This window comes from Vibrio sp. KUL78, assembly GCF_059725505.1.
In genome coordinates this window covers 1032601-1058515 of the sequence record NZ_AP045838.1, presented here as the reverse complement: position 1 = coordinate 1058515, position 25915 = coordinate 1032601, and the positions used below count along the sequence as shown (strand labels likewise).

The window sequence follows — 25915 nt, the reverse complement described above, 5'->3', positions numbered from 1 at the left end:
TTTTATTCCGGTCAAGCTTTCTAACTTTGACTGCACTAAAAGGTTGTTTAAAAGGGGCTATCAAAGCGACCTTTTAAACGAGATAACCTGCCTGTCCACTAATTTATCAATAACAAATGTGACCGAGTTAAAGTATCAGAAACACAAAAAGTGTCGGCAGTCTCATTTATCAAATTAAAGATTTATTTGTATTATAAGATTATGTAAGGTTTTGTGTAACGGCCCACATTTGAAGGTTAAGTACCTAAAAATAGCTGTTTGCGAACTCATTTTCGCTTACATACGCTGTCTTTGTACGACAATAATGGATTTGATATGAAACAAACGATTCTAAAGAGCCTGGTTGCTTCTTCTGTATTACTAGCGGTTGGTTGCGCGAGCACAAGCACACCAACTTCTGATTTCCCGAACAACAAAGAAACTGGCGAGCCACTTTTGACGCCGGTTGCGATCACGGCAAGCAGTCACGATGGTAATGGACCTGATCGTCTATTTGATCAAGACCTTACAACGCGCTGGTCTTCTGCTGGTGATGGTGAGTGGGCGATGTTGGACTACGGTTCAGTGCAAGAGTTTGACGCTGTTCAAGCCGCGTTCAGTAAAGGTAATGAGCGTCAGTCTAAGTTTGATATCCAAGTCAGTGTCGATGGCGAAAACTGGACAACAGTGCTAGAAAACCAGATGAGCTCAGGTCAAGCAATTGGTCTAGAGCGCTTCCAGTTTGAGCCTGCTGTTAAAGCACGCTACGTACGATACGTTGGCCATGGCAACACTAAGAACGGCTGGAACAGTGTCACTGAGCTTGCTGCAGTAAACTGTGGCATCAATGCTTGTCCAGCGAGCCACATCATTACACCAGCAGTGGTTGCAGCAGAAGCAACAATGATTGCTGAGATGAAAGCGGCTGAAAAGGCACGCAAAGAAGCACGCAAAGATCTACGTAAAGGTAACTTTGGTGCACCAGCAGTATACCCATGTGAAACAACAGTAAAATGTGACACTCGCAGCGCGCTGCCGGTACCAACTAACCTACCAGAGAAGCCGCTTGCAGGTAACGCACCAAGCGAAAACTTTGATTTGACACACTGGTACCTATCTCAACCATTCGACCATGACAAAAATGGCAAGCCGGATGACGTTTCTGAGTGGAACCTTGCGAACGGTTACCAACATCCAGAAATCTTCTACACAGCAGATGACGGCGGTCTAGTATTCAAGTCTTATGTGAAAGGTGTACGTACATCGAAGAATACTAAGTACGCGCGTACTGAGCTTCGTGAAATGATGCGCCGTGGTGACCAGTCGATTAGCACGAAAGGTGTTAACAAGAACAACTGGGTATTCTCAAGTGCTCCTCAAGCGGATCTAGAAGCGGCTGGCGGTATTGACGGTGTGATGGAAGCGACGTTGAAAATCGACCATGCAACCACAACAGGTAACGCGAACGAAGTTGGCCGCTTTATCATTGGTCAGATTCACGACCAAAACGATGAGCCAATTCGTTTGTACTACCGTAAACTGCCAAATCAAGCAACGGGCGCAGTATACTTTGCACACGAAAGCCAAGATGCAACAAAAGAAGACTTCTACCCTCTAGTGGGCGATATGACTGCTGAAGTCGGTGAAGACGGCATCGCACTTGGTGAAGTATTTAGCTACCGCATTGAAGTTAAAGGTAACACTATGACGGTTACACTAATGCGTGAAGGCAAAGACGACGTGGTACAAGTTGTTGACATGAGCGACAGTGGTTATGACGTTGGTGGCAAGTACATGTACTTCAAAGCTGGTGTATACAACCAAAACATCAGTGGTGATCTAGACGATTACTCTCAAGCGACGTTCTACCAGCTTGACGTGTCTCACGATCAATACCAAAAATAATGCCTTAATCTAAAAACAAAACCTCCGGCTTATTGAGCCGGAGGTTTTTTTGTTTCTAAGCGATGCGGAATGCCTCAATCAGAGATTAATCGCCTAATGATGTAGAAGCCCTGCGGCGGTCAGTTGCTCCGTGCAACTCGCCATTTTTCACTTCAATCGCATTCAGACCACTGACTACCGGGATGACGTGCACCTTATAGCCCATCTCAGCGAAGCTTGGCACCATTGATTCTGCAAAGGTGCGCTTCTCTACGAGCAGCCCAGTTGGGTTGTACGGCTTAGTTCGGTCGATCTTAGTACCATATTGAATATTCGGAAGATCAATCGCATCCTGTGCTGATAGGTTCCAATCGACCACGCCTACAATGGTTTTCAGTACGTACCCTGGGATCTGTGAACTGCCAGGGCTACCGACAACTAAACGAAGCTTGCCGTTTTCATCAAACATCATCAAAGGAGTGATTGCTGAACGAGGGCGTTTACCTGCCTCAATAGCGTTCTGGACAGGCTTACCTTTGAGTGTTGGTATCGATGAGAAGTTGGCCATTTGCGCGTTGAGCAAGACGCCGTCGACCATGACGCCAGAGCCCATGCCTGTGCCAACAGTACTTGTCATCGCGATCGCGTTGCCCTCACTATCTACAATGGAGATATGGCCGGTATCTTGACTCTCAAAGCCTTCGTGTTGAGCCGGTGTTTTGATTTCAGGCAGACCTGGTTTGATGGTTTTGCTGTCTCCAGCGCCTTGCTCTGGGATCATATCAAAACGGTCATCAAGGTAATCTTCATCGAGTAGAGCCTCTACCGGCGTTTCAACGTAACTCGGATCACCTGCGTAAGCGATGCGATCGGCTTTGGCTAGACGCATGGCCTCCACCATTAAGCGCCAAGGCTCTGCCGTCGTTTTTGGCATCGAGGCGATATCGTACTTCTCAAGCATATCGAGTGACTGAGAAACCAGAACGCCACCAGACGCCGGATAACCAAACGATACGATTTCGTTACCGCGATAGTCGGACTTAACGATGTCACGAGTTTTTACCCGATAGTTTGCAAAATCTTCAACCGATAGCTTAGGCTGCCCTTTGTCCAATTGTGCGTTTACGGTGTCGACAATACGTTTAGCCAGTGGACCCTGATACATATAGTTTGCACCTTGCTCCGCAATAGCTTTTAGTGTCGCTGCCATTTTCGGGTTGGTCATAAGGGTGCCAGTAGGGCGAATATCATCACCGTTCCAATAGAGTGATTTGATTTCAGGATCATGAACCAATCTTGATTGTTCACGGACAACGATATCGTAGGTGTAGCTATTCATTGAATAGCCATGCTCAGCGTAGTTGATGGCAGGCTGAACCAATTGTTTCCACGCTAAGTTACCGTGTTTTTGATGAGTGTGGTACAGAAGCTTCAATGTGCCAGGAATGGCAACCGAACGTGGGCCTAGAATGTCATTTCGGCTGATTGCTTTGCCGTTGTCATCCAAAAACATATCTGGCGTTGCACTAGACGGAGCTTCATCGCGCCCGTCATAGGCCGTAAATGAGTTGGCTTTGTTGTCATAATAGAGGGCAAAGGTGCCGCCACCGATACCTGTCATATCAGGTTCAACCACTGACATTACCATTTGCATCGCCACCATGGCATCCACCGCATTGCCGCCTTGCTTCAAGATTGAATACCCTGTGCTGGTCACATAAGGGTTGGTGGCACTGACCATAAACGACTTTCCTGTGTCGTTTGGTTGTGTTGGAAAAGGATCAGGCTGTGCTGCTAATGACGTGGAAACCAGCGTCAGAAGCAACGCGATACGTGATGACATAGGGGACCTCTAAACGATTTGTCATAAGTACTCATAGATTAGGTGCTATCAGTAACATATCCAGTTGGTGGTAGTTTAACCGTTAGGTCATAGCTTTGTTATCAATAGGTCAGAGGGTGATAAAAAGAATAGAGGTTATATCCAAGAGTTATAAATAGGTGTCGTAGAAAAAGTAGCAAGTGATCGCAATCGAGCTAAAGGTAACGAAGCGTCGAACCACAATTTGGGGTAGCTGCCGTGAAAGCCTTGCAGCCACGTAACCGCCAGTGAGAGTCCCGAGCATAACGGCAATGCCGGAATACCAGTCTATGAGTCCATTGAAAACAAATAGGACAATAGCAATGGCTGACGCACACGTAGAAATAAGAAGTTTGAGGCCGTTCATTAAATTAATGTCTTTGTAGCCAGCAACCGCAAGGTAACTCAAACCGATAACGCCTAACCCGGCATTAAAAAAGCCGCCGAAAACGCCTACACAGAATAGGAATAAGCCCAAACCAAAGGCGACAAGCCCACCGAAATGACGATTGCTACTGGCTTTCTGCAATCGCTTATTGATGCTATCACCAAAGATAAACAGCAAAGTTGCAAACAGCAGTAACCATGGAATCGCGGAAACAAACTGTTGCTCAGACACCAAAATCAATAGGTAACTACCGCTGATGCCCCCGGCAATACTAAGAAGGACAATTTTTAGCAGGTTACTGCGATCTTTAAGTACTTCCAGCCTAAACGCGTAGGTACCACTCAGATAACCAGCACAAGCCGCAAAGGTATTGGTGGCATTGGCGACAATCGGGGGTATTCCGACGAAAAGCAGTGCAGGGAAGGTGATGAAGCTCCCTCCTCCTGCGACAGAGTTGAGTACACCACCAAACACGCCAGCGAGGAAGAGCAAAATTATCTGAGAGAGGTCAAGTAACATAGAGGTTATATGATGGTGAAAAGTCGTTAACAATCAACATATCCTAAACCGTACCGAGTCTCAAAAGGTTCAATCGGTTACGTGATCTATAGACAGAGATCGCGGCTTGCAAGTCACCAAAAGACGCGCGCGGCGAATTACAGGAGGCACGGTCATATTCCTTTGGATTGGACTTGCTCTTCAAGGGCTTTCTTGGGATCATGCACACAATTGTGAGAACAAACTAGGATTGCATTTCATGTCGAAACTAAGCCTTCAAGAGCAGATGCTAAAAGCAGGTCTGGTCAACGAGAAAAAACTGAAGAAAGCCAAGAAAGGTTCAAAGAAGTCACGTGTTCAAGCACGCGAAGCTAAAGCGGCCGTTGAAGAGAACAAAGCAGCGCAAAAAGAGCGCGATCAAGCACTGAATAAGCAGCGTGACGAAGAAAAACTGAGCAAAGAAATCAAAGCTCAGGTAAAGCAACTGATCACTCTTAACACCATCGAACATGGCAACGGTGACATTAAATACAACTTCACCGACGGCACGCTAGTGAAATCCCTCTATGTAACACAAGAAATCCGCGATCAACTCAGCAAAGGCAACCTGTCTATTGCTCGCCTTGAAGAGAGCTATGCAGTGATTCCGACGGTTGTGGCGAAAAAGATTGCAGAGCGTGATCAAGAAACTGTCATTGAAAATGATGTTAAAGAAGAAGTGGTCGAAGAAGATGACCCATATGCACAATACGTCGTGCCTGATGATCTGATGTGGTAATCTCGGATACTTTAGCAAAGCCCAATATATTCAGTATATTGGGCTTTTTTCTATCAGTGACTGTGCTATTTCTTCTTACCATGTCCTTTACCAGGATTGTTTTTTCCGTGTGCACTACGGTTATCCTTGTTCTTATGATGTTTACGATCGCATTCTTCCGACTCGATTCGTACTCGGTCTGACTCGTAGCTTACACAGTCTTCACTGAGCTCAAGATTATCAGTCTTAATAGAAATACTGGCATAGCTTGCTGATACTGGTAGTAATAGAGCTGCGACAATAAGAAGTAGGTTACGCATGGTTGTAGTGCCTCATAGGTGTTGGGATGAGGCATAGTTTAGATAAATGGTAAAAGAGGATTTGTCATTTTACGCCACGACAAATCGTGGTTATAAAAAAGCGAGGTATCAGTACCTCGCTTTATGCCGCTGGCTAGTCTTGGCTTTCTTTACTCGCCCAAACGTAAAGAAGCTCAAGGGCAATCGTCGCGCCTGCCAATGCAGTCAATTCACTTTGGTCATAGGGAGGCGATACCTCAACCACATCCATACCCACAACGTTGATACCAGCCAGACCGCGAATGATCTTCAATACTTTGTCTGAATTCAAACCACCACATACTGGTGTGCCAGTACCTGGTGCAAACGCTGGATCGAGACAGTCGATATCGAAAGTGATGTAAACTGGCTTATCACCAATAATATTGCGGATCTGCGCAACAATTTCTTCTGCATTCTGATCGTTAGCTTGCATGGCGTTAATCACATTAAAACCGTGGTCATCGTAATCATATTCAGTACGAATACCGATTTGCACGGAGTGCTTCGCTGAGATTAAGCCCTCTTTTGGCGCATGGTAGAACATGGTGCCATGGTCATAGTTGCTGCCGTTCGCATACGTGTCAGTGTGAGCATCAAAATGAATCAATGCCATTTCCCCATGATGCTTAGCATAAGCACGCAGGATTGGCAGGGTGATAAAGTGATCACCGCCCAACGCCAGCATGGTTTTACCGCTCTTTAAGATCTCACTGGTTGCCGCTTCTAAACGGTAGGTGAAATCTTCTGCATCTCCGGTATCGAATACCAAATCACCTGAATCGATGACTTTGGTTTTATCAAATACGTTGAAGTCCCATGGGAACTTTTTGCCTTCCCAAGCTAGGTTAATCGAAGCGCGACGAATGGCGTCTGGACCCATTCGAGCGCCAGGGCGACCAGAGGTCGCCATGTCTAGAGGTACACCAAAAACCACCACGTCTGCGTCGGCAGAAACTGGGTTTTTCACGTAAGGTCGACGCAAGAATGTCATTGCGTTCGAGTACAGTGAATAATCGGTTTTTGTAAACAAATCATTCATTTAAAAATCCTCTAAGTAGGTGTAACCAGTAAGGCCGCACTCTAGTTCTTCTAAAATTAGCGCTTGTTCGTCAGCGTCGATGTGTCGCTCTACAAGCTCTTTGTAGTTTTGTTTGATGGCTTCTACGTCAATATGAACGTAGCGCATCATGTCTTCGACGGTATCGCCTAGGTCGATCGCCGTAAATTCAAACTCGCCTTCATCGGTAACGTTTACAACCGCGCTGTGGGTGTCACCAAACAAGTTGTGCATATCGCCAAGAATTTCTTGATAAGCACCGACAAGGAAGAAGCCCATCAGATAGGGTTCATCTTTGTTCCATGCTGGTACTGGCAAGGTGGATTCAATACCTTGACCATCAACGTATTGCTTCACAGTACCATCCGAGTCGCACGTGATATCCAGCATGATAGCGCGCGTTTGTTCTTCACTGCCAAGACCCGATAGCGGTAAAACAGGGAAGACTTGTTCAATGCCCCAAGCATCTGGCATCGACTGGAACAGAGAGAAGTTCACAAAGAACTTGTCCGCTAATCGTTCGTTAAGTTCATCAAGAATCGGTCTGTGGAAGCGATTCTTGTTGTCCATTTGACGATGCAATTCACCGTAAATACTCAGGCTGAGCTGTTCTACCCAAGCGCGCTGATGCAAATCAACCACACCAGATGCAAACAAGGTGTGTACTTCTGCTAGGTCGCTTTGTGTATCGTTGTAAATCTCGATAACAGCGCGGGCGTCAGTACCACCTTTTAGGCTCTGCCAGTTCTGCCACATATTCTGAAGCAGAGGATGAGCCTCTTCTGCTGGCGCATCAACAGACTGAACATTATAGCTTTCTGTGCCAATCACATTAGTGATCAATACCGCGTGGTGCGCAGTGAGAGAGCGACCAGACTCAGAAATAATAACCGGCGCGGTTTCTTCATACAGCGCACATACATCGCCAACCGTACTCACGATGTTTCGAGCGTACTCAGCAAGTCCGTAGTTCATGGAGCTGCTCGACTGACTGCGTGTACCGTCATAATCGACCGCTAGACCACCGCCTACATCGAAGTAAGAGATAGGCACAGACATCTTGCGAAGTTCGCAGTAGAAGCGAGCCGCCTCGTTAACCCCGTTTCGTACATCGCGAATGTTCGCCATCTGCGATCCCAAATGGAAGTGAACAAGCTGTAGCATGTCCAACTGGTCTTGCGCTTTTAGACGCTCGACAACTTGCAGTACTTGTGAGGCAGACAAACCGAACTTAGATTTGTCACCACCACTTGATTGCCATTTACCCGCCCCTTGAGAGGCTAGGCGAATACGCAGACCCACACGAGGTTTGACGTTAAGTGCTGCCGCCTCTTTGAGCACGATATCTAACTCAGACAACTTTTCTAGAACGATAAAGACCTTGTGGCCAAGCTTTTCACCAATGAGAGCTAAGCGAACATACTCGCGGTCTTTGTAACCGTTGCAAACAATCACTGAACTAGCACGCTGTGCCATTGCCAGAACTGCCATCAGCTCTGGCTTACTGCCTGCTTCTAGGCCGAGCTGTTTGGTTTCGGCTTCCGCTTGGCTTTCGAGGATTTGTTCTACAACGTCTTTTTGCTGGTTTACTTTGATAGGGTAAACAAGCAGGTACTCGTTTTGATATCCGTAGTCTTGAATCGCTTGGTTAAATGCATCACAGATACCGTGTACGCGCTGGTGGACAATTTGCGGAAAACGCACCAGTGCAGGCAATGTAAGTCCTTTGTCTTCAAGTGCCTTAGCAATCTTGTTGAGAGGTACCTGATGTTGACCATTTTTATGAGGGGAAACAATGACGTCGCCATCGTCATTGATTCCGAAGAAGTTTTGGCTCCAGTATTGGACGTTGTAATCCGCACGAACGCGGTCTAGCTTTGAAGTCGTTGTCACAGCGTGTCTCACTTATTATGTGTTCAGGCTGTCGCTCATCTTTATGTTATTCGAATTGCTGCTCGATTTGATGATTGAGAAGAAGCATTTACCTGAAAAATCAAACCCCGTGATGATCTTCCATGATGCTCACGAAACGCGTCTTAAGTACTCAAATGTTGTGGAGCGTGTACTTAAGATTCGTGCGCATTAACGGATAAATCACCCCCTATGTCTAACAAAAATAATTAATCCTTTCGATTATGATTGGTTGTAAACAAGCTTTTTGAGCTTTAGGTCGTTGGTACCAGCACTTATACCGAGTCATCGAGCGGTTTGGCTCACATCGCCATTGGTTTTATTAAAGGTGTCGATCTGCATTTGATCCAATTTGGAACGGAAATTTTTGCTGTCATCATAGCGGTTGGTTTAAAAATGACTCTGCTTGGTATTTACAGGGTGAATATCAGCTATATCTTTGGCTCAGTTTTTTAAACATCAGTAATCCGGCACCATGGTGATACTTCAGGTGAACACCTCTAAGCGCAAACTCCAAGTTGTTACTTACCCATACAGAGAATTTATTGCATGCGAAACGTTAGTTTTCCATGGAAGCTTTCACGCAACGGACTGATCACTGTTTTTTCTTTGGCTCTTCCACTTTCAGTTGCCGCTGAGGAGCAATCACTCGCTGATATTATTGATTTCAACGTCCAAGCCACTCAGTACCAAGATGAAACCATCGGGGTCTTTGGTGTCGATATTGCGGCCACTGACAGTCTTACAGTGAGTGCAGAAGTGGATACCGATCGCTATTTGCAGTTTGGGCTTAGCTACGATTGGTTGATAGAGCGAAACTACTTTAGTGTGTACGGGCAGTACGGTTTTGATGAGTCGATTGATATTTATGATATTGGCTTTATGTACGGGTATTCGGTGTCGCCGAGCCTGTTTGTCTACTGGGATACTTACTACCAGTGGCGTGACACGACCAAAGCCTATGAACTGCCAGACCCAATAGATTATGCTAATCACAGACAAGAGTGGAAAAACACCTTAGGCGTTAGCTATAGCATTCACCCAATGGTTGAGCTTGGCGCAAATTACAATGTCGATGTGCTGACTTCACAACATGGCTTTGAAAATGGTACCAGAAATAGTTTTGATCTATCCGCAACACTGAACACGCCCTACGTCCAACCTTACGTGAAATATACCAAGGGTCAGTACCGAGTTCGTCCAGGGAGGCCTGTTGAAGATAGCAGCAATGTTGAGTTTGGCTTCTATCTCGACTTCTAAATTGAGCTTATGGGGAGAAGGAGAGTAGGTCATGAAATGGAAATGCGATAGATACAAAAAAGGCTTCGAGTAATCGAAGCCTTTTGAATTTGCTAGCTAACGTTATTATTGAGGGATAACGTTTACAGCTTGAGGACCTTTTTGGCCTTGCTCAACACCAAAAGAAACCGCTTGGCCTTCTTTTAGAGTTTTGAAACCTTCGCCAGAGATAGCGCGGAAGTGAACGAATACGTCTGGACCGTTCTCTTGTGCGATGAAGCCGTAGCCTTTCTCTTCGTTAAACCATTTTACAGTGCCAGTATTTGTGTTAGACATGTTATGTCCCTTACTTTTAAGATTAAAATTTTTGCCTTGCGGCGATCTTGCTTTGTGGTTCTGTTTATTTAATCAAGCTGTAAATGGGAAAAACGAATGACAAATACCCGCTTGGGAAACATCTGACAATACTTCTCGTACTCTTTTTACTCTTACTTTAAATAACTCTCTGAACACCAGAGCATGCGCAGTGTACCACACCTATGGACGGTTTAAATGAATTTCTTGTTAAATCATGAAAAAAGAGCAAGCGATTTCGTCGCTTGCTCTTGCATTTGAGTGAGATATTCGCTTAAGGCACTACTAGCGTTTGAACGTAATGGCTTCTTCTGCACCTAAGTTGATAGATGTCTCGGCCGGTTTTGTGCGAGCGATCACATTACCTTTACGGATAGAGTAACCCACTGGGACTTGGCGACGTACCGCGTCAAAGCCGTTCTCAGCAGGCAGCAGTAGTAAGCTACCTGGCTTACCTATCTCTAAACCATAAGTTTCTTGAATGTTTAGTGCGCGCGCTGAATTGTGGCTGATCATATCCAAAGATTGGTTGATTTGATCGTAACCCATTACCTGGCAAACGTGCAGTCCCATATGCAGGACTTGTAGCATGTTGGCAGTACCTAGCGGATACCAAGGATCAAATACGTCATCATGACCAAAGCAAACGTTGATGTTAGCTGCAAGCATTTCTTTCACGCGAGTGACGCCGCGGCGTTTTGGATAGTCATCGAAGCGACCCTGCAAGTGGATGTTAACTAGCGGGTTGGCAACGAAGCTAATGCCAGACATTTTAAGTAGCCTAAATAGACGTGACGCGTAAGCACCGTTATAAGAGCCCATTGCGGTCGTGTGACTTGCCGTAACGCGATGTCCCATTTCAAATTTGTGCGCCAGTGCTGCGAGCGTTTCAACAAAACGAGATTGCTCGTCATCGATTTCGTCACAGTGAGCGTCGATCAAGCAGTCGTATTTTTGTGCTAGCTCGAATACATAATGCAGAGACTCTACACCGTATTCGCGTGTGAACTCAAAGTGTGGGATAGCACCGATAACGTCAGCACCGAGCTGTACGGCTTGTTCTAATAGCTCTTTACCATTTGGGTAAGAAAGGATGCCTTCTTGCGGGAACGCCACAATCTGAATATCCACCCATTGTTTCATCTCTTCACGAACTTCAACCATCGCTTTTAGGGCCGTCAAGGTTGGATCAGAGACATCAACGTGGGTGCGAACGTGTTGAATACCGTTCGCTATTTGCCATTTTAGTGTTTGTTTTGCGCGGCGCTTGACATCGTCGATTGAGAGCATCGCTTTACGCTCAGCCCAACGCTCAATGCCTTCAAATAGAGTGCCAGAGATGTTCCAACTTGGCTCGCCAGCAGTTTGAGTGGTGTCTAAGTGAATGTGAGGTTCACAAAATGGCGCTGTCGCCATTTGACCTGTAGCATCAATCACATCATCAGCGCTGAACGATGACGTTCCCGCTGGCTCGATCGCCTTGAATACACCTTCTTCAATAAGGAGGTCAAACTGACCTGTTCGACCGTTTATGGTTGCATTCTGAATAAGCAAAGATGACATGGCATCAAATTCCTAATAATTACGCGTCAGCGTTTTCTAGCTGAGCTGTTTTAGCGTTAAGAAGACGGTTAAGTACAAGATAGCTCAGAGCGCCACCAAGTACTGCATTTACAGGGACAACGCCTGGTAGGAAGTTACCTGCTGCTACACCAATAGCAACAGCAATGATACCTGCCCAGTTTACCGTTTGGAATTTTGCCGTATCAAAATTTGCGTAGCGTTTACGGTTGATAAGGAAGTCCGCAATGATTACGCCGCCGATTGGTGGGATAGCAAGTGATAGGAAAGTCAGCCAGCCAACAAAGTTGTTGTAAAGCCAAAGAGCACACAAGGTACCGACCACACCGTTAGCCATAGATAGGTATTTGCTTGGTAGACCCGTCACGTTAGAGAAACCAAGGCCTGAAGCGTAGAGTGCATTATCGTTGGTCGTCCAGATGTTTAGACCCAGAACGATAATTGCAGGAAGTAGTAGACCCTGAGCAATCATTACCTCGGAAATGTCTGACTGACCAGTTACCGACGCACCTGCAGCGCCAAAGATAAACATCAACGAGTTACCAATAAAGAAGGCAACCATAGTAATGAACACCGCGCCCATTGGCTTTTTGCCAAATCGAACGAAGTCGGCAGTCAGTGTACCTGCGCTGACAAATGAACCTACCACCATCGCAAGTGCTACTGAGAAGTCGAGAGGCTCTGCGGGTTGAATCTTTTGAAGCTCCGCAACGCCGCCAGCACTATCGACAGCGGTGAGTACTGAGTAACCACCCAGAATGGCAATCGCAGGAACAGCGATAGCTGAAAGAACCATCAGCGCTGAAATACCGAAATAAACCGTTGCAGTCATCAATAGACCGCTTACTAAGATAAGGATGTTGGTATCAATGCCTGTCGCTTTTTGAACTGGGATGGCAAACATAGCCACACCTACACCAAACCAACCTACTTGCGTACCGCCTAGCAATACAGAAGGGAGCCAAGAGCCTTTAGAACCAAAAGAGAATCGAGCAAGAAGGTGAGTAGAGAGACCAGTAGAAGCGCCAATGTAACCGAGGAAGGAAGTGTAGATACCGAGGATGAGGTTACCAATGAGAACAGCGAGGAAGAAATCATTAAATGAGAGACCAGTACCAAGGGAACCACCAGTCCACATACTTGCGGAGAAGAAAGTCAAACCAAGCATCACCATGGTTAATGAAGCGACTCCCTTTCTCGCCGATTTTGGAACCGGCCCTAAACTGTAGTTGTTATCCGCAGACATCTGATACCTCACCATTCATTAAATCTATTTGTCGTACGTTTACCCGTATTTCAGGCAAACGGCGCGTATTATGGTGATGTAAATCACGGTGTCAAGCCGTCAATTTGGCAAAAAATCATGCTTTTTTAGTTGGTATGGTTATTTAGTCCTATTAATCATATGGTTAATAGCGGGTCATTAATCTGGAAAAAGTATAAATAATTTCTATCTGACCATGGCAACCGTTTGCTCGGGAGGGCTAAGTGAGCTTTTTAATTACTTTAGCTAAAAATTCGTTTCATAGCCTTAAAATTGAAAGTTTACTTGTTCCTTCATTAAGCAGTTGGCTTTAGCGAAAAGAGGATCATGCGCCAAGAGTCGGAGGAGACTCGCATCAAGCAAGTAATTAAGTATATAATGCGCCCGCTTTCATCTGAGGTAAGACAATGATTTCAAAAAACCAACTAAAACTGCTAAGAGCCCTTGGGCAAAAGAAACAGCGCAAAGCGCACGGCCTATTTTTGGTTGAGGGCGAGAAGAACGTTCTTGAGCTTGTCGACACTTCCTTGGTTGTAAAGCAGGTCTTTGCTACCGATGATTTTTTGCAAAAACACGCCAGCGAGCTTAGTCAATATGATTGCATCGAAGCGTCTTTAGAAGAGCTGACTAAAGCGAGCTCTCTAGTCAGTAACAACGCAGCTGTAGCGATTGTAGAGATCCCTAAAGTTCAAGCGCCGTCCGCAGAAGGTATGATGATCGCGCTTGATGGTGTTTCTGATCCGGGTAACTTGGGAACGATAATTCGTATTGCCGACTGGTATGGCATCAAACACATCGTAGCCAGCAGTGATTGCGCGGATCCGTATAACCCTAAGACCATTCGAGCGACCATGGGTAGCTTTGGTCGCGTTCAAGTGACTTTGCTGGATCTACCTCGTTATCTCAACCAGGCGAGTATTCCGGTGTACGGTGCGTTTCTTGAAGGTGAAAGTGTTCACTCAACCGATTTTTCGGAACAAGGTATATTGCTGATGGGCAGTGAGTCACATGGTGTTCGCCCAGAAGCGGAGCAATATGTCACTGACAAGATCACCATTCCGTCGTTCGGTGGTGCTGAGTCGCTTAATGTAGCGATGGCGACGGGGATTATTATGGATAACTATCGACGTCAGCACAGTTAAAGACTGATGCGCGTTTTGAGTAGACCCCTGCCAGCGCAGGGGCGACGACACTTTCTGAAACTACTTCTCTAGCATCCCAAGTTTGTTTGGTACGCCATTCCACTTTTCAGCGTCTTCCATTGCCGGTTTTACTTCGGTCTGTACTGGCCATAGTTCAGATAACTCTGCGTTGAGTTCGATGTAAACCACTTGGTCCTCTGGCAGCTCATCTTCTTGGAAGATAGCTTGCGCATCACACTCAGGAACACAAAGCCCGCAGTCGATACATTCAATCGGGTTAATCACCATAAAGTTTGGGCCTTCGTGAAAGGCATCAGCTGGGCATACCGCTACACAGTCGGTATATTTACATTGAATACAGTTATCGGTAACGACAAATGCCATGGTGGTTAACTCTTATTAGCCTAATTTGTGGAGGGGCGATAATACTGATCCCGACGCAAAATTCAACATCTTGCGATGACTTGGGCAGTCTCTCACCTGCAAAATTCAATTAAGTATGACAGACAATTCAAGTTAACGTAAAATGCGCGCCATTGTGAGCGAGTAAGCCCAGTGTTTACGAGCTAAGACACCAACGACGCGAGACCATTCCATGATACGTTTAACCGAAATCAAACTGCCTCTTGATCACGAGGAAGGTGAAATTTCCCAAGCTATTTTGAAAAAGCTTGGCATCTCTGAAGACCAATTGATCTCTTTCAACATGTTTAAGCGCGGTTACGATGCCCGTAAAAAGACCCGCATCTTGCTGATCTACACGTTAGATGTGGTTGTAGAGAACGAAGCGGAACTGCTCGAGAAGTTTACTGATGACCCACATGTAAAAGTGACTCCAGATATGGAGTACAAGTTTGTGGCAAAAGCGCCAGCTAACCAAACTGAGCGCCCAGTGGTTATCGGTTTTGGCCCTTGTGGTTTGTTCGCGGGTTTGGTTCTTGCGCAGATGGGCTTTAAGCCAATTATTGTGGAGCGTGGTAAAGAAGTTCGTGAACGTACCAAAGATACTTTTGGTTTCTGGCGCAAGCGCAACTTAAACCCTGAATCAAACGTTCAGTTTGGTGAAGGTGGTGCAGGTACGTTCTCAGACGGAAAGCTGTATAGCCAAGTTAAAGACCCAAAGCACTACGGCCGTAAGGTAATTGAAGAGTTTGTTGCATCTGGTGCACCAGAAGAAATCATGTATGTGAGCAAGCCTCACATCGGTACCTTCAAGCTGGTTACCATGATTGAAAAGATGCGCGCAAAAATTATCGAGCTTGGTGGTGAAATCCGCTTTAGCACTCGCGTTGACGATATCCACATGGACAATGACCAAATTACAGGCCTAACGTTGTCTAACGGCGAAGAAATCAAAACGCGCTATGTCGTTCTCGCTGTTGGTCACAGTGCTCGCGATACCTTTGAGATGCTGCATGAACGCGGTGTTTACATGGAAGCAAAACCTTTCTCGGTAGGTTTTCGTGTTGAGCACAAGCAATCTGTTATCGATGAAGCGCGCTTTGGCCCAAATGCCGGTAATCCAATTCTAGGTGCTGCTGACTACAAACTGGTTCACCACTGTAAGAACGGTCGCACGGTTTACAGCTTCTGTATGTGTCCAGGTGGTACTGTCGTAGCCGCAACCTCTGAGGAAGGTCGAGTTGTAACCAACGGCATGAGTCAATATTCGCGTGCCGAGCGTAACGCGAACAGCGCTATCGTTGTTGGCATTTCACCTGAGCATGACTACCCAGGAGATCCACTTGCGGGCATTCGTTTCCAGCGTGAGCTAGAGAGTAATGCTTATGTACTGGGCGGTGAGAACTATGACGCGCCAGCTCAAAAAATTGGTGATTTCCTAAAAGGTAACGATCCAAGTGCACTGGGTGATGTTGAGCCGTCATTCACACCGGGTATCAAGCTGACCGATCTTTCTAAAGCACTCCCTGATTTTGCTATTGAAGCGATCCGTGAGGCAATTCCTGCTTTTGATAAGAAGATCAAAGGCTTTGCGGGTGCAGACGGCCTATTGACGGGCGTAGAGACACGTACATCTTCTCCAGTTTGTATTAAACGTGGTAAAGACTACCAGAGTGTGAACCTGAAAGGCTTCTTCCCTGCGGGTGAAGGTGCGGGTTATGCGGGCGGTATTTTGTCAGCGGGTATTGATGGTATCAAAGTTGCTGAGGCGCTTGCGCTTGCAATGGTTGAAGACTTAGCTGAGGCTTAATCTCGTAAATAACAGAAAAAGCCCACTTAGGTGGGCTTTTTAGTCTCTGGCAGTTAGAACACGTAAGTGAGCGTAGCCATTGGTCCATAGAATTTAAATTTCGCGTCCAAGTCTGCAAAATCACGACCGTAATCCACATTAATCTCGTAGTAGCTGTACGTTGCTGCTAGACCAAAGTCGTCAGTAAACTTGTATTCGACTCCTGCCCCTAGATCGAGCAGTAAACCAGAGATGTTTTCGATACTTAGTGCAAAAACTTGCGCGTGGCCAAGTAGATGCCAGTTATCGTTAATGCGATAGTCGGTGATTAGACCAATGTTGGGAAGCGGGGCTGTTAAATCAGTGAACTCTTCATCTTTTACCGGAATGGTTCCGGTTTCGTCATCCATACGAATGCCTATCTCACCACCAAAGCCAACCTTAAAGTTCATCACGTGTAAGCCTATCGAGGCTTTCCAATCCCAATCCTCACCGTCATAGAACTTGTAGTTATAGCCAAAGCGTAAGATATCGATATTGAGGGTAGAATCGATGCGTGCCCCCGCCTGAACTTCTGTGCCGGAGTCTGGCAATATAAACGGTTTTGTTACCGCTTGATTGCTCGCTTTACGGTGAAGGCTGCGCCAATCTAAAAAAATGCCGTGACGTTCATTGAAATCGTAGCCGACCAGTAAATATGGCAGTGTCGAACGTTCCTTTAGGCTCAGATCTGATTCAAAATCTAAGTCAAACTCATTACCGGTATTAGGGTTCGTCACGCCAATAGAAGTGTCGGCCTGAGAAAAAAATGCACCGCCGGCGATGTGAAACTCACCGGAAACCGCAGGAAATGTAGTGGCTCCTAACAGCGAGCCCGTAATGACAAGATGACGAAGATCCATTTCTATCACCAAACAAGTTTTTATAGAGTAGAGTTAGAAATATATCAGAAGGTTATGGTTATGTTTAGTACGTTATTGACGGGTAATGATTTTGTAGTGTGATTTGGAGCAAAAAAAGAGCAGGCATAGGGGAGTTGCCTGCTCTTGGGGTTTGAACGTTAGTTCAGCTTATCCCAAGCTGATGTCCAATGACTGCCCGTACCTGGTTCAAACTGAGTCGCGGTTGGTGACCATTGCACACAGTATCCAGAGTAAGGGAAAGGCTTACATTGGTAGATGTGTCCATCTGTCGCTAGTACCTTAGTGCCTTCTGTGTATTGAGATAGACCATCCGGGAATACGAAGTCGTAGTCTCCAGGCACAGACTCATCAACCAACATAAAGTCTTGAGTTGTTTGATCAACTAGGTTGCCTTTCTCATCGCGAACTCGAGTAACGAGCATATGGTGTCCTGGCTCCGACTTAGACAAAACTAAATCAACATTCTGACTGTCACCATCCTCAAGGTTTAGCTCGCTATTTGCCAGTGACTCTTGTGCGTGATTATAGACGTTCAAAGTAATTGCTACTTTTCCTGTCGCCGCGACGTTAAGTGCTAGCGTAACAGGTGTATCGCCAATCGTGTATTTAGGTTCAAGACCGGTCACTTCAGCACCTGCACTTGGTGGAGGCGTTACGATGTCGTAGCCGATTTCCACACGCTCTAGAGCACTATTCTCTGCCACATAGACGGTGTTGCTGCCGTAGACTGGAGCGATGTTACCGTTGTTGTCCGGCTGACCCGCTTTGATGTTGCTATGTTCACTATTAATCTGTGTTGCTAGTGCATGAGACCACTGGTTTGCTTGACCTTGTTGTTCCGATTCAATGGTAACGCTGGTCGAAAGACTTGGTAGCTCTCCGTTAGCGTCAAACACTCGGGTATAAACTGAGTCACCTGGTTTGAGGTCCATCGTTGGGTTAATCGTACCTGCTTGTGTCCAACCTGGAATGCCAGGATTGTCGCCACTAAACTGCACGTCAATCACGTTATAGAAAGCGGCAGCAGTATCACCTACGTCCCAAACCGCCAAGATCACTTGGTAACCATCGCGAGCTGGTACGTTACACTGGTGCGTTGTCAGCTTTGGTGGTTTTTGCATGTTACCATCGACAACACAGAATGGATTCAGGTCAAATGAATCACGAGTAAGGGCCTGATTCGGGTTCCAGTTTGGTTTCGTGATGTAGTACTTCCAATCTCGGGTTACGTGGTTTGCAGTAAACGTCCATTCAAAATTTTGCATACCAGACTGAATTGGACGCTTGACCCAACGATCCGCTGTTTGTTCGTTGAGCGGCGAGAACTGTGACAAACCTGCGCTGGCAATTTGACCGTCTGGTGGGCCAGCCTCTGGAAAGCCTTCAGGCCCTTCAACGCTTTGTGGTTCCCATTGAACAGAGCCACAGTTTACGTTCTGCTCTCCGGTGTCTGCCGGATACTTACATAACGTTGCGCGAGCTTCGGCGACGCCGTTTTCAACCGCTGAAACATAGCCGTGACTGTGAACAAGTGGGCTGGCGACTAACCCAATAGTTGCCATTGAAATCAAGACTTTAGTGTGTCTCATACCAATACCTTCTCTTAATCAGTTTCTTCAGCACAGAGTGTGCAGTTAACAGTTTTTTTCTTCTTGTCACTTTTTTCTTACAAGTGCTGAGAGTAATTTAGAGTGGAAAAATAAGTCTGGCGAATGGATTAAATCAGATATGGAATGGGACTCTATAAAATAGATTTTCTAGCATTTCGGTGACAAAAAATAGAGGAATATCCTGCCTTTTTATACTAAAGCTATTGTTAATGTTGTTATTATCATTGAGTGAGAAAGTTCAGATAGAGCTTTGATGCCATCGGCAGTGCTGCTTAGGTGACATTTGGTTCTCAAAAAGGAAAAAAGTAGAATAACAAAGGGGTCAGCTAATTGCTGACCCCTTTATCGATAGGATAGATTTTTGGGCGTTATAAGCTTGGAAGAATGTGCTCTGGCATTAACCCATTGTGAAGCGCAAGTTTTATGATGTCGTTAGCCTTGGCAATATCTGGAGCAAAATACCGATCTTTATCGTAGAAGGGGACTGATTCTCGCAAGATTTGCTTACCTAGCTCGATTCTCGGTGAGGACTTTAGAGGGGTACGGAAGTCCAAACCTTGAGCTGCGGCGAGATATTCGACCGCCAAGATACCTCTAGTGTTCTCCGACATGTCTTTAAGCCTTCTTGCTGCAAAAGTTGCCATGGACACATGGTCTTCTTGGTTTGCTGACGTTGGCAAGCTATCTACTGACGCAGGGTGGGCGAGAGTCTTATTTTCACTGGCTAAGGCTGCTGAGGTAACCTGAGCAATCATGAAGCCAGAGTTTACACCGCCATTATCTACCAAAAACGGTGGCAGCTTGCTGAGCGCACTGTCGATCAATAGTGCCATTCGCCTTTCCGACAAGCTACCAATCTCGGCAATCGCTAGTGCTAGACCATCTGCCGCCATTGCCACAGGCTCAGCATGGAAGTTCCCTCCAGAGATAATATCGCCGTCATCAGCAAACACGAGCGGGTTGTCTGACACTGAGTTCGCTTCAACTTGCAGTGATTCTGCGGCATTGCGTATTTGCTGTAAGCAAGCTCCCATCACTTGCGGCTGACAACGCAATGAGTAAGGATCTTGTACCTTTTCACAGCCTTGGTGTGAGTCGCCAATTTCACTGCTGTTTTCAAGTAGGTGGCGATAAGCCTGCGCTGCGTCCATCTGTGAGCGATGACCGCGCACGCGATGAATACGAGGATCGAACGGACGTCGGCTGCCAAGCGCTGCTTCTACCGACATAGCGCCGCAAAGCGTGGCAGAAGCAAACAGATCTTCGGCCAAGAACAGACCTTCCAGTGCAAACGCCGTCGACGCCTGTGTCCCGTTAAGAAGTGCTAGTCCTTCTTTTGGCGCTAGGGTAATAGGTTCCAAACCTGCGATCTGCAGGGCTTTTAATCCGCTGATGATCTTACCGTTATGACGAGCTTCTCCCTCACCGAGTAAGATGGTGCTCATATGAGCCAATGGAGCAAGGTCGCCAGAGGCGCCAACGGAGCCTTTTTGTGGCACGCAAGGGTAGACCTGAGAGTTGACTAGTTCAATTAAGGCATTGATGACTTTAAGACGGATACCTGAAAAGCCACGAGCCAAGCTATTGATTTTTAAAACCATCATCAATCTGACAGTCTCATCACTCATCAGCTCACCAATACCAGCAGCATGGGAGAGAACGATACTTTTTTGTAGGATCTCAAGATCGTTTGGCTCGATTCGGGTGTTGGCGAGTAAGCCAAACCCGGTGTTGATGCCATATACAGTGCGATCTTCGGCGATAACCTGCTCGACGATTCGCGTGCTGGCTTCAATATCTTCGACTGCCGCAGGGTCGAGAGATAAGCTGACTGGAGAGCGGCTTAATTGGCGAAGCTGAGCAAGGGTTAACTGACCGGGTTTTAGGACTAACTTCAACATGATGGACTCCTTACCCATGGCTCTTGTCTTGTGTATCTAGCGCTTGTGTATCCAACATAGGAAGGTCAAGTCCTTGCTCTTTCGCGCATTGTTTGGCGATATCGTACCCAGCGTCCGCATGGCGCATGACGCCTGTTGCTGGGTCATTGTGCAGTACTCGTGCGATGCGGCGTGCAGCGTCGTCACTGCCATCACAGCAAATTACCATGCCGCTGTGCTGAGAGAAGCCCATGCCAACACCACCACCGTGATGCAGAGACACCCAGGTTGCGCCTCCTGAGGTGTTGAGCAGAGCATTCAGCAGCGGCCAATCTGAAACAGCATCTGAGCCATCCATCATGCCTTCCGTCTCACGGTTTGGGCTGGCGACCGAACCTGAATCTAGATGGTCACGACCAATCACAATTGGTGCTTTAAGTTCACCACTTTTCACCATCTCGTTGAAGGCTTGGCCAAGGCGCTCGCGGTCTTTCAGACCGACCCAGCAAATGCGCGCGGGTAGGCCTTGGAATTGAATGCGTTCGCGCGCCATATCCAGCCAGTTGTGTAGATGTGGGTTATCTGGAATGAGCTCTTTTACTTTTTGGTCGGTCTTGTAGATGTCTTCTGGATCGCCCGATAGGGCCGCCCAACGGAACGGTCCTACGCCCTCGCAGAATAAAGGTCGAATGTAGGCAGGCACGAAACCAGGGAAATCGAAGGCATTTTGTACGCCTTCTTCAAGCGCCATTTGACGAATGTTGTTGCCATAATCGGTGGCCACCGCACCTCTTTCTTGCATATCTAATATAGCTTGAACTTGCACTGCCATCGCCGCTTTTGCCGCTTTTACAACGCCTTCAGGATCACTCTCACGCTGCTGTTTGGCAAACTCCATGGTCCAGCCTTGCGGCAGATAGCCATTGAGAGGGTCGTGTGCTGAGGTTTGATCGGTTACCACGTCTGGCGTAATGTTTCTATTAACCAGTTCGGCATAGAGGTCCGCTGCATTTCCCAGTAGACCGACTGAAATTGGCTTGTCACTGTTTTTAATGATTGAGAGAGCTTCGTCGAGTGAATGCGCCTTAGTATCGACATAGCGAGTATTTAGGCGATAGTCGATTCGTGATTCGTCACACTCAACAGCGATCATTGAGAAGCCTGCCATAGTGGCTGCGAGAGGCTGTGCACCGCCCATACCACCTAAGCCACCGGTTAGAATCCATTTGTTGGCTGCGTCACCATTGAAGTGTTTTTTAGCGATAGCAACGAAGGTCTCGTAAGTGCCTTGAACGATGCCTTGTGAACCGATGTAGATCCATGACCCTGCGGTCATTTGACCGTACATCATCAGCCCTTGTTTATCGAGCTCATTGAAGTGTTCCCAGTTTGCCCAATGAGGAACGAGGTTAGAGTTGGCAATCAACACTCGTGGTGCGTCTTTGTGTGTAGGGAAGACGCCAACAGGTTTGCCAGACTGCACTAAGAGTGTTTGGTCATCCTCAAGACGCTTAAGTACTTCGACGATCTTGTCGTAGCACTGCCAGTCGCGCGCTGCTCGTCCTATGCCGCCATAGACAACAAGCGATTGAGGGTGTTCAGCTACCTCATCATCCAAATTGTTCATTAGCATGCGAAGGGGAGCTTCAGTTAGCCACGATTTCGCATTGAGCTCAGTGCCGCGAGGCGCTTTGATTGAGCGAGACGTATCAAGGCGTGAATGGTGTTTATTTGTCATTGTCATTTCCTTTTGAACTCTGCCTTACTTGACGCTTTTATTGTGGTAGCGGCTTTGTTGTGAGCATGGGCAGAGAGTGTTTACGTTATTAGTTGGCGATTACTGCTGTTGTGTGTGCATATTTTGTTGAATAGTTTGGTTAGACATCGCTACCAGTATTTGCCAGCACACTCTTGCTGCGAGCTTGGCCGTTTGGTTATCAGTATCGTAATTCGGGTTATATTCAGCGATGTCAGCAAGCATGAGCTTATTGCTCGCAAGAATGGTGTTGAGCAGCGGGATAAACTGCTCGAGCGTCATTCCAAATGCGGCGGGTGCACTGACTCCAGGTGCTAGGCTGGCATTAAAGACATCAAGATCAATCGTTAGATAAACGATATCGACATTGGCGATAAAGCGTTGCAATTTGGCGATATTATCGTGCAGTGGTGTATCAAAGAGCTCGGTGTCTCTGATGTATTGAACTCGCAAGTCATCGGCTTTGTCGAACAGGGCTCTTGTATTGCCAGTTTCACTCACTCCTAAGCAGAGATAGTGAAACGGGTGCCCCTTGGCTTGGCAATAGTCGGCGATTTGAGAGAAGGGCGTACCGGAACTTGGCTTAAGTTCGATGTCTTTTAACGCCCCATCTTTTGATTGGTATTCTCTGAGGTCAAAATGGGCGTCGAAATTGATAATGCCAATACTCGGTTTTTCATCTGATTTGCTGTTCGCCCCCGATAAATAATCGGACAGTCCTTTAAATGAAGACCACGCAATCTCATGACCACCGCCCATTACAACAATAGGGCCATTGGAAAGGTGTTGAGTGATTTTTTCTGAAGCTGCTGCTTGATGCAGTTCCAACTGGCTATCAGAACAGCTTACATTGCCTATATCGACAATGGCGTTGTCTTGATGCCACGCCAAATTTGCCAAGGCAGCACGAATAACATCTGGACCTTGCTGAGCACCAACTCGTCCTTTGTTTCGTTTTACTCCCTCATCAGTACAAAAGCCCATTAACTGAAGGCATGGTCTTTGAGCGTCTTCAGAGGTGTGGATCTTATGATGAACTCGACAGCGCTTATCGCCATCTTCGAGATCGTCGCGACCAGTCCAGACAAATGGGGTGCGGTGTTTAGAGGACATCTTCAACACTCCCTGCAATGATTCGTTTGCTAAGTCCGCTCATGCCAAACTGATAGCCAAGTTCACTTGGATGGTCGATATTCCATACTGCCAAATCGGCGCGATAGCCTAGCTTGATTTGCCCTATGTGCTGGTATTGCCCGATGGCTTTTGCGGCGTGGCACGTGACTCCACGAAGGCTCTCTTCTGGTGTTAAGCGGAACAGAGTACAAGCCATATTCATCATTAATTGAAGGTTGGCAAAAGGGGAAGTACCCGGATTCAAATCGCTACCAATAGCCATAGGAACGCTTTGGGATCTTAGGCTTTGTATTGGTGGTTGCTGGGTTTCTCGCAAGAAGTAAAACGCTCCCGGCAACAAAGTTGCGACGGTCCCATTGCTTGCCAGTGCTCTTACGCCAACATCGTCTAGATATTCAATATGATCGACGGATAGCGCTTTGAACTCAGCGGCTAGGGCGCTTCCACCGAGGTTACTCAGTTGCTCGGTGTGCCCTTTAATGGCGAGCCCGTGCTCCTTGGCTGCAAGGAAAACGCGCTTGGTTTGCTCGAGGGTAAAGCCAACGGATTCACAAAAAACATCAACAGCGTCAGCAAGTTGGTGTTTCGCCACGTGGGGAATAATGGTGCCAGTGACGTAGTCTATGTACTCATCAGCACGACCATGAAACTCGGGCGGTACGGTATGTGCGGCGAGTAGGGTGGTAGTGATGTTAATTCTGCGATGATTCTCAAGCGCTTTGGCGGCTAGCAACATCTTCACCTCATCGTCGAGTGTCAGACCATAACCTGATTTAACTTCAATGGTTGTGCACCCACTGCGGATCAGGCTATCAAGTCTTGGTAATGCGAGCTCAACAAGTTCTTCGATAGAGGCTTCTCGGGTGGCTTGAACAGTACTGTTTATACCACCACCGCTTTTGGCAATTGCTTCATATGACATGCCGTTCAAGCGGTTCTCAAACTCCTGCGCTCGGCTACCAGCAAAGATCAAGTGGGTGTGAGGGTCAATCAGTCCTGGGGTGATGATTTTGTCTTTGCAATCGAATACGGGAACATCGTCAGTGATGTCCCTGTGTAAGGTTTCTAGTTCGTTTTCGTTTTGGAGGATCGCGTTAATGTATCCGCCACGGATAACCAGCGTGCAAGGTTTTGATGGGAGGTAACCATCAATACCCGGCTCCATTGTCACAATGCGCGCGTTGGTAAGGATCAGATTCATAGTGTGCGTAGAGTAGTTATTGTATATACAAATTAATAGATGAATATATACAATTGATCAAGTGAGGTTGAACGAAATGTGATCAAGTTTGAAATTAATTGGGGTGGGGGATGCTCAAGGATCATCGCTAACGCTTTGTTTAAAAAGGCTAGCGAAGTGATTCTAATGATGGAGGTTGATGGTGATTTTAGAGCTCGACTTTAGAGCTTAGCTGGTAGCGGCTGCCTGGATGATAAAGCAGTGCTGAACTAATCAATTTATCTTCACTCCAAGTGCGTCGATGAAGAAGCAAGCATGGCTCCGAAGGATTCATTTCCAGCAGTGAGCTCAGTTGATCGCTACAGGTGATTGCCTCAACAGTATGCTCGACTGCCGTCATAGGGCAGTTAGCAGTAAGGTATTCATTTGGGGTCGTTTTTGTGAAGTCTTGCTGATGATAATGTGGTGCGTATTTAGCGTTCACCCAGCGACACTCAAGCTGTATGGGTAGCTCGTTTTCTTTGTGAAGGATTTCACTGTAGTATACTGAGCTCCCCAACATCACGCCGAGTTTTGTGGCAATGTGTTGATCTGCCTGTGTTGCCTCGTGACGGAGTACTTCACTGGAGTACTGCTTGCCACGTGACGCGACTTCGTTAGCGATGTTTCTTGTATCAAGCAGCGGTGATTGAGCCTTTTCGACTGGACGTGTCACAAAGGTACCAAGACGTGGACGCCGTTCAAGCTTGCCTTCACCCACCAAATCTCGAATCGCTTTGTTAACCGTCATACGGCTGACATCGAACTGTTCGGTGAGCTCCATTTCTGTCGAAATACGCTCTCCAATCCCCCAATGACCTTGGTCGATCTTGTCTTCAATATACTGTTTTATCTGGATATAGAGTGGTTCTGCAGGCATCAATCGCTCAAGCTTTACAATTTGAATATACAAATGGTTATGGAAATTGCTGGAAAATGCAAGGTG

The 25915-nt window shown here is 46.7% G+C and carries 22 protein-coding genes; 6 read left to right on the top strand and 16 right to left on the bottom strand.

Annotated elements, in window-relative coordinates:
- Positions 1–315: 315 nt before the first annotated feature.
- The gene (locus AC6I8Y_RS21370) at positions 316–1884 is read left to right on the top strand and encodes a polysaccharide lyase family 7 protein (RefSeq protein ID WP_234496279.1); all 1569 of its coding nucleotides are present in this window, start codon (positions 316–318) and stop codon (positions 1882–1884) included.
- A gap of 85 nt (positions 1885–1969) precedes the next feature.
- On the opposite strand, the gene ggt is transcribed toward AC6I8Y_RS21370, so the two are convergent.
- The gene (gene ggt, locus AC6I8Y_RS21365) at positions 1970–3706 is read right to left on the bottom strand and encodes a gamma-glutamyltransferase (protein ID WP_498021580.1); all 1737 of its coding nucleotides are present in this window, start codon (positions 3704–3706) and stop codon (positions 1970–1972) included.
- A 148-nt stretch (positions 3707–3854) separates the two neighbouring features.
- Entirely contained in the window at positions 3855–4631 is a 777-nt protein-coding gene (locus tag AC6I8Y_RS21360; protein ID WP_498023072.1) for a sulfite exporter TauE/SafE family protein, read from the bottom strand.
- 238 nt (positions 4632–4869) lie between these two features.
- Here AC6I8Y_RS21360 and AC6I8Y_RS21355 point away from each other — a divergent pair, with 238 nt between their 5' ends.
- Positions 4870–5388: a DUF2058 domain-containing protein gene (locus AC6I8Y_RS21355; protein ID WP_252015504.1), complete on the top strand. Its 519-nt coding sequence runs from the start codon at positions 4870–4872 to the stop codon at positions 5386–5388.
- A gap of 65 nt (positions 5389–5453) precedes the next feature.
- On the opposite strand, the gene AC6I8Y_RS21350 is transcribed toward AC6I8Y_RS21355, so the two are convergent.
- The 3 genes from AC6I8Y_RS21350 to speA form a co-directional block, all read right to left on the bottom strand.
- On the bottom strand, positions 5454–5687 hold the full coding sequence (locus AC6I8Y_RS21350; RefSeq protein WP_252015502.1) for a CG2 omega domain protein: 234 nt from the start codon (positions 5685–5687) through the stop codon (positions 5454–5456).
- Between the two features lie 133 nt (positions 5688–5820).
- Positions 5821–6747 carry an agmatinase gene (gene speB / locus AC6I8Y_RS21345; protein ID WP_498021579.1) on the bottom strand — a complete coding sequence of 309 codons (927 nt, stop codon included), beginning with the start codon at positions 6745–6747 and terminating at the stop codon, positions 5821–5823.
- Entirely contained in the window at positions 6748–8658 is a 1911-nt protein-coding gene (gene speA, locus AC6I8Y_RS21340; RefSeq protein ID WP_498021578.1) for an arginine decarboxylase, read from the bottom strand. It lies immediately after the preceding gene.
- 43 nt (positions 8659–8701) lie between these two features.
- Here speA and AC6I8Y_RS21335 point away from each other — a divergent pair, with 43 nt between their 5' ends.
- Positions 8702–8851, top strand: coding sequence for a hypothetical protein (locus AC6I8Y_RS21335; protein ID WP_156110884.1), 150 nt, complete (start codon positions 8702–8704; stop codon positions 8849–8851).
- Between the two features lie 374 nt (positions 8852–9225).
- Positions 9226–9936 (top strand): hypothetical protein, encoded by a 711-nt coding sequence (locus tag AC6I8Y_RS21330; protein WP_498021577.1) that lies wholly within the window; start codon positions 9226–9228, stop codon positions 9934–9936.
- Between the two features lie 105 nt (positions 9937–10041).
- Here AC6I8Y_RS21330 and AC6I8Y_RS21325 read toward each other — a convergent pair whose 3' ends face one another.
- From AC6I8Y_RS21325 to codB, 3 genes are all read right to left on the bottom strand, one after another.
- Positions 10042–10251, bottom strand: a complete 210-nt coding sequence (locus AC6I8Y_RS21325) for a cold-shock protein (RefSeq protein WP_006069145.1) — start codon at positions 10249–10251, stop codon at positions 10042–10044.
- Positions 10252–10554: 303 nt separating this feature from the next.
- Positions 10555–11832, bottom strand: coding sequence for a cytosine deaminase (locus AC6I8Y_RS21320; protein WP_498021576.1), 1278 nt, complete (start codon positions 11830–11832; stop codon positions 10555–10557).
- Positions 11833–11851: 19 nt separating this feature from the next.
- Complete coding sequence (gene codB / locus AC6I8Y_RS21315) at positions 11852–13096, bottom strand: cytosine permease (RefSeq protein WP_394149310.1); 1245 nt, start codon at positions 13094–13096, stop codon at positions 11852–11854.
- A 425-nt stretch (positions 13097–13521) separates the two neighbouring features.
- On the opposite strand from codB, the gene AC6I8Y_RS21310 reads away from it, so the two are divergent.
- Complete coding sequence (locus tag AC6I8Y_RS21310; protein WP_498021575.1) at positions 13522–14256, top strand: RNA methyltransferase; 735 nt, start codon at positions 13522–13524, stop codon at positions 14254–14256.
- Positions 14257–14316: 60 nt separating this feature from the next.
- On the opposite strand, the gene fdxA is transcribed toward AC6I8Y_RS21310, so the two are convergent.
- Positions 14317–14640 (bottom strand): ferredoxin FdxA, encoded by a 324-nt coding sequence (fdxA, locus tag AC6I8Y_RS21305; RefSeq protein ID WP_042469860.1) that lies wholly within the window; start codon positions 14638–14640, stop codon positions 14317–14319.
- 211 nt (positions 14641–14851) lie between these two features.
- Between fdxA and AC6I8Y_RS21300 the strand changes: the two genes are divergently transcribed.
- Entirely contained in the window at positions 14852–16468 is a 1617-nt protein-coding gene (locus AC6I8Y_RS21300; protein WP_252015490.1) for an NAD(P)/FAD-dependent oxidoreductase, read from the top strand.
- Between the two features lie 53 nt (positions 16469–16521).
- On the opposite strand, the gene AC6I8Y_RS21295 is transcribed toward AC6I8Y_RS21300, so the two are convergent.
- The 7 genes from AC6I8Y_RS21295 to hutC form a co-directional block, all read right to left on the bottom strand.
- Positions 16522–17349 carry a putative outer membrane beta-barrel protein gene (locus AC6I8Y_RS21295; RefSeq protein WP_498021574.1) on the bottom strand — a complete coding sequence of 276 codons (828 nt, stop codon included), beginning with the start codon at positions 17347–17349 and terminating at the stop codon, positions 16522–16524.
- 158 nt (positions 17350–17507) lie between these two features.
- A complete protein-coding gene (gbpA, locus tag AC6I8Y_RS21290; RefSeq protein WP_498021573.1) occupies positions 17508–18959 on the bottom strand; it encodes an N-acetylglucosamine-binding protein GbpA in 1452 nt (483 codons plus the stop codon).
- 389 nt (positions 18960–19348) lie between these two features.
- Entirely contained in the window at positions 19349–20881 is a 1533-nt protein-coding gene (gene hutH / locus AC6I8Y_RS21285) for a histidine ammonia-lyase (protein WP_498021572.1), read from the bottom strand.
- Between the two features lie 10 nt (positions 20882–20891).
- Entirely contained in the window at positions 20892–22598 is a 1707-nt protein-coding gene (hutU, locus tag AC6I8Y_RS21280; RefSeq protein WP_498021571.1) for a urocanate hydratase, read from the bottom strand.
- Positions 22599–22697: 99 nt separating this feature from the next.
- Positions 22698–23735 (bottom strand): formimidoylglutamase, encoded by a 1038-nt coding sequence (gene hutG, locus AC6I8Y_RS21275; protein ID WP_498023070.1) that lies wholly within the window; start codon positions 23733–23735, stop codon positions 22698–22700.
- Positions 23719–24951 carry an imidazolonepropionase gene (gene hutI, locus AC6I8Y_RS21270; protein WP_498021570.1) on the bottom strand — a complete coding sequence of 411 codons (1233 nt, stop codon included), beginning with the start codon at positions 24949–24951 and terminating at the stop codon, positions 23719–23721. Before hutI ends, hutG begins: the two co-directional genes overlap by 17 nt.
- A gap of 187 nt (positions 24952–25138) precedes the next feature.
- Positions 25139–25849, bottom strand: a complete 711-nt coding sequence (hutC, locus tag AC6I8Y_RS21265; protein WP_446566891.1) for a histidine utilization transcriptional repressor HutC — start codon at positions 25847–25849, stop codon at positions 25139–25141.
- Between the last annotated feature and the right edge of the window lie 66 nt (positions 25850–25915).

What these genes read in the sequence shown, in the direction of transcription:
- AC6I8Y_RS21370 (WP_234496279.1), top strand. Translation starts at nt 316, where the DNA reads ATGAAACAAACGATTCTAAAGAGCCTGGTTGCTTCTTCTGTATTACTA.
- ggt (WP_498021580.1), bottom strand. Translation starts at nt 3,706, where the DNA reads ATGTCATCACGTATCGCGTTGCTTCTGACGCTGGTTTCCACGTCATTA.
- AC6I8Y_RS21360 (WP_498023072.1), bottom strand. Translation starts at nt 4,631, where the DNA reads ATGTTACTTGACCTCTCTCAGATAATTTTGCTCTTCCTCGCTGGCGTG.
- AC6I8Y_RS21355 (WP_252015504.1), top strand. Translation starts at nt 4,870, where the DNA reads ATGTCGAAACTAAGCCTTCAAGAGCAGATGCTAAAAGCAGGTCTGGTC.
- AC6I8Y_RS21350 (WP_252015502.1), bottom strand. Translation starts at nt 5,687, where the DNA reads ATGCGTAACCTACTTCTTATTGTCGCAGCTCTATTACTACCAGTATCA.
- speB (WP_498021579.1), bottom strand. Translation starts at nt 6,747, where the DNA reads ATGAATGATTTGTTTACAAAAACCGATTATTCACTGTACTCGAACGCA.
- AC6I8Y_RS21335 (WP_156110884.1), top strand. Translation starts at nt 8,702, where the DNA reads ATGTTATTCGAATTGCTGCTCGATTTGATGATTGAGAAGAAGCATTTA.
- AC6I8Y_RS21330 (WP_498021577.1), top strand. Translation starts at nt 9,226, where the DNA reads ATGCGAAACGTTAGTTTTCCATGGAAGCTTTCACGCAACGGACTGATC.
- AC6I8Y_RS21325 (WP_006069145.1), bottom strand. Translation starts at nt 10,251, where the DNA reads ATGTCTAACACAAATACTGGCACTGTAAAATGGTTTAACGAAGAGAAA.
- AC6I8Y_RS21320 (WP_498021576.1), bottom strand. Translation starts at nt 11,832, where the DNA reads ATGTCATCTTTGCTTATTCAGAATGCAACCATAAACGGTCGAACAGGT.
- codB (WP_394149310.1), bottom strand. Translation starts at nt 13,096, where the DNA reads ATGTCTGCGGATAACAACTACAGTTTAGGGCCGGTTCCAAAATCGGCG.
- AC6I8Y_RS21310 (WP_498021575.1), top strand. Translation starts at nt 13,522, where the DNA reads ATGATTTCAAAAAACCAACTAAAACTGCTAAGAGCCCTTGGGCAAAAG.
- fdxA (WP_042469860.1), bottom strand. Translation starts at nt 14,640, where the DNA reads ATGGCATTTGTCGTTACCGATAACTGTATTCAATGTAAATATACCGAC.
- AC6I8Y_RS21300 (WP_252015490.1), top strand. Translation starts at nt 14,852, where the DNA reads ATGATACGTTTAACCGAAATCAAACTGCCTCTTGATCACGAGGAAGGT.
- AC6I8Y_RS21295 (WP_498021574.1), bottom strand. Translation starts at nt 17,349, where the DNA reads ATGGATCTTCGTCATCTTGTCATTACGGGCTCGCTGTTAGGAGCCACT.
- gbpA (WP_498021573.1), bottom strand. Translation starts at nt 18,959, where the DNA reads ATGAGACACACTAAAGTCTTGATTTCAATGGCAACTATTGGGTTAGTC.
- hutH (WP_498021572.1), bottom strand. Translation starts at nt 20,881, where the DNA reads ATGTTGAAGTTAGTCCTAAAACCCGGTCAGTTAACCCTTGCTCAGCTT.
- hutU (WP_498021571.1), bottom strand. Translation starts at nt 22,598, where the DNA reads ATGACAAATAAACACCATTCACGCCTTGATACGTCTCGCTCAATCAAA.
- hutI (WP_498021570.1), bottom strand. Translation starts at nt 24,951, where the DNA reads ATGAATCTGATCCTTACCAACGCGCGCATTGTGACAATGGAGCCGGGT.
- hutC (WP_446566891.1), bottom strand. Translation starts at nt 25,849, where the DNA reads ATGCCTGCAGAACCACTCTATATCCAGATAAAACAGTATATTGAAGAC.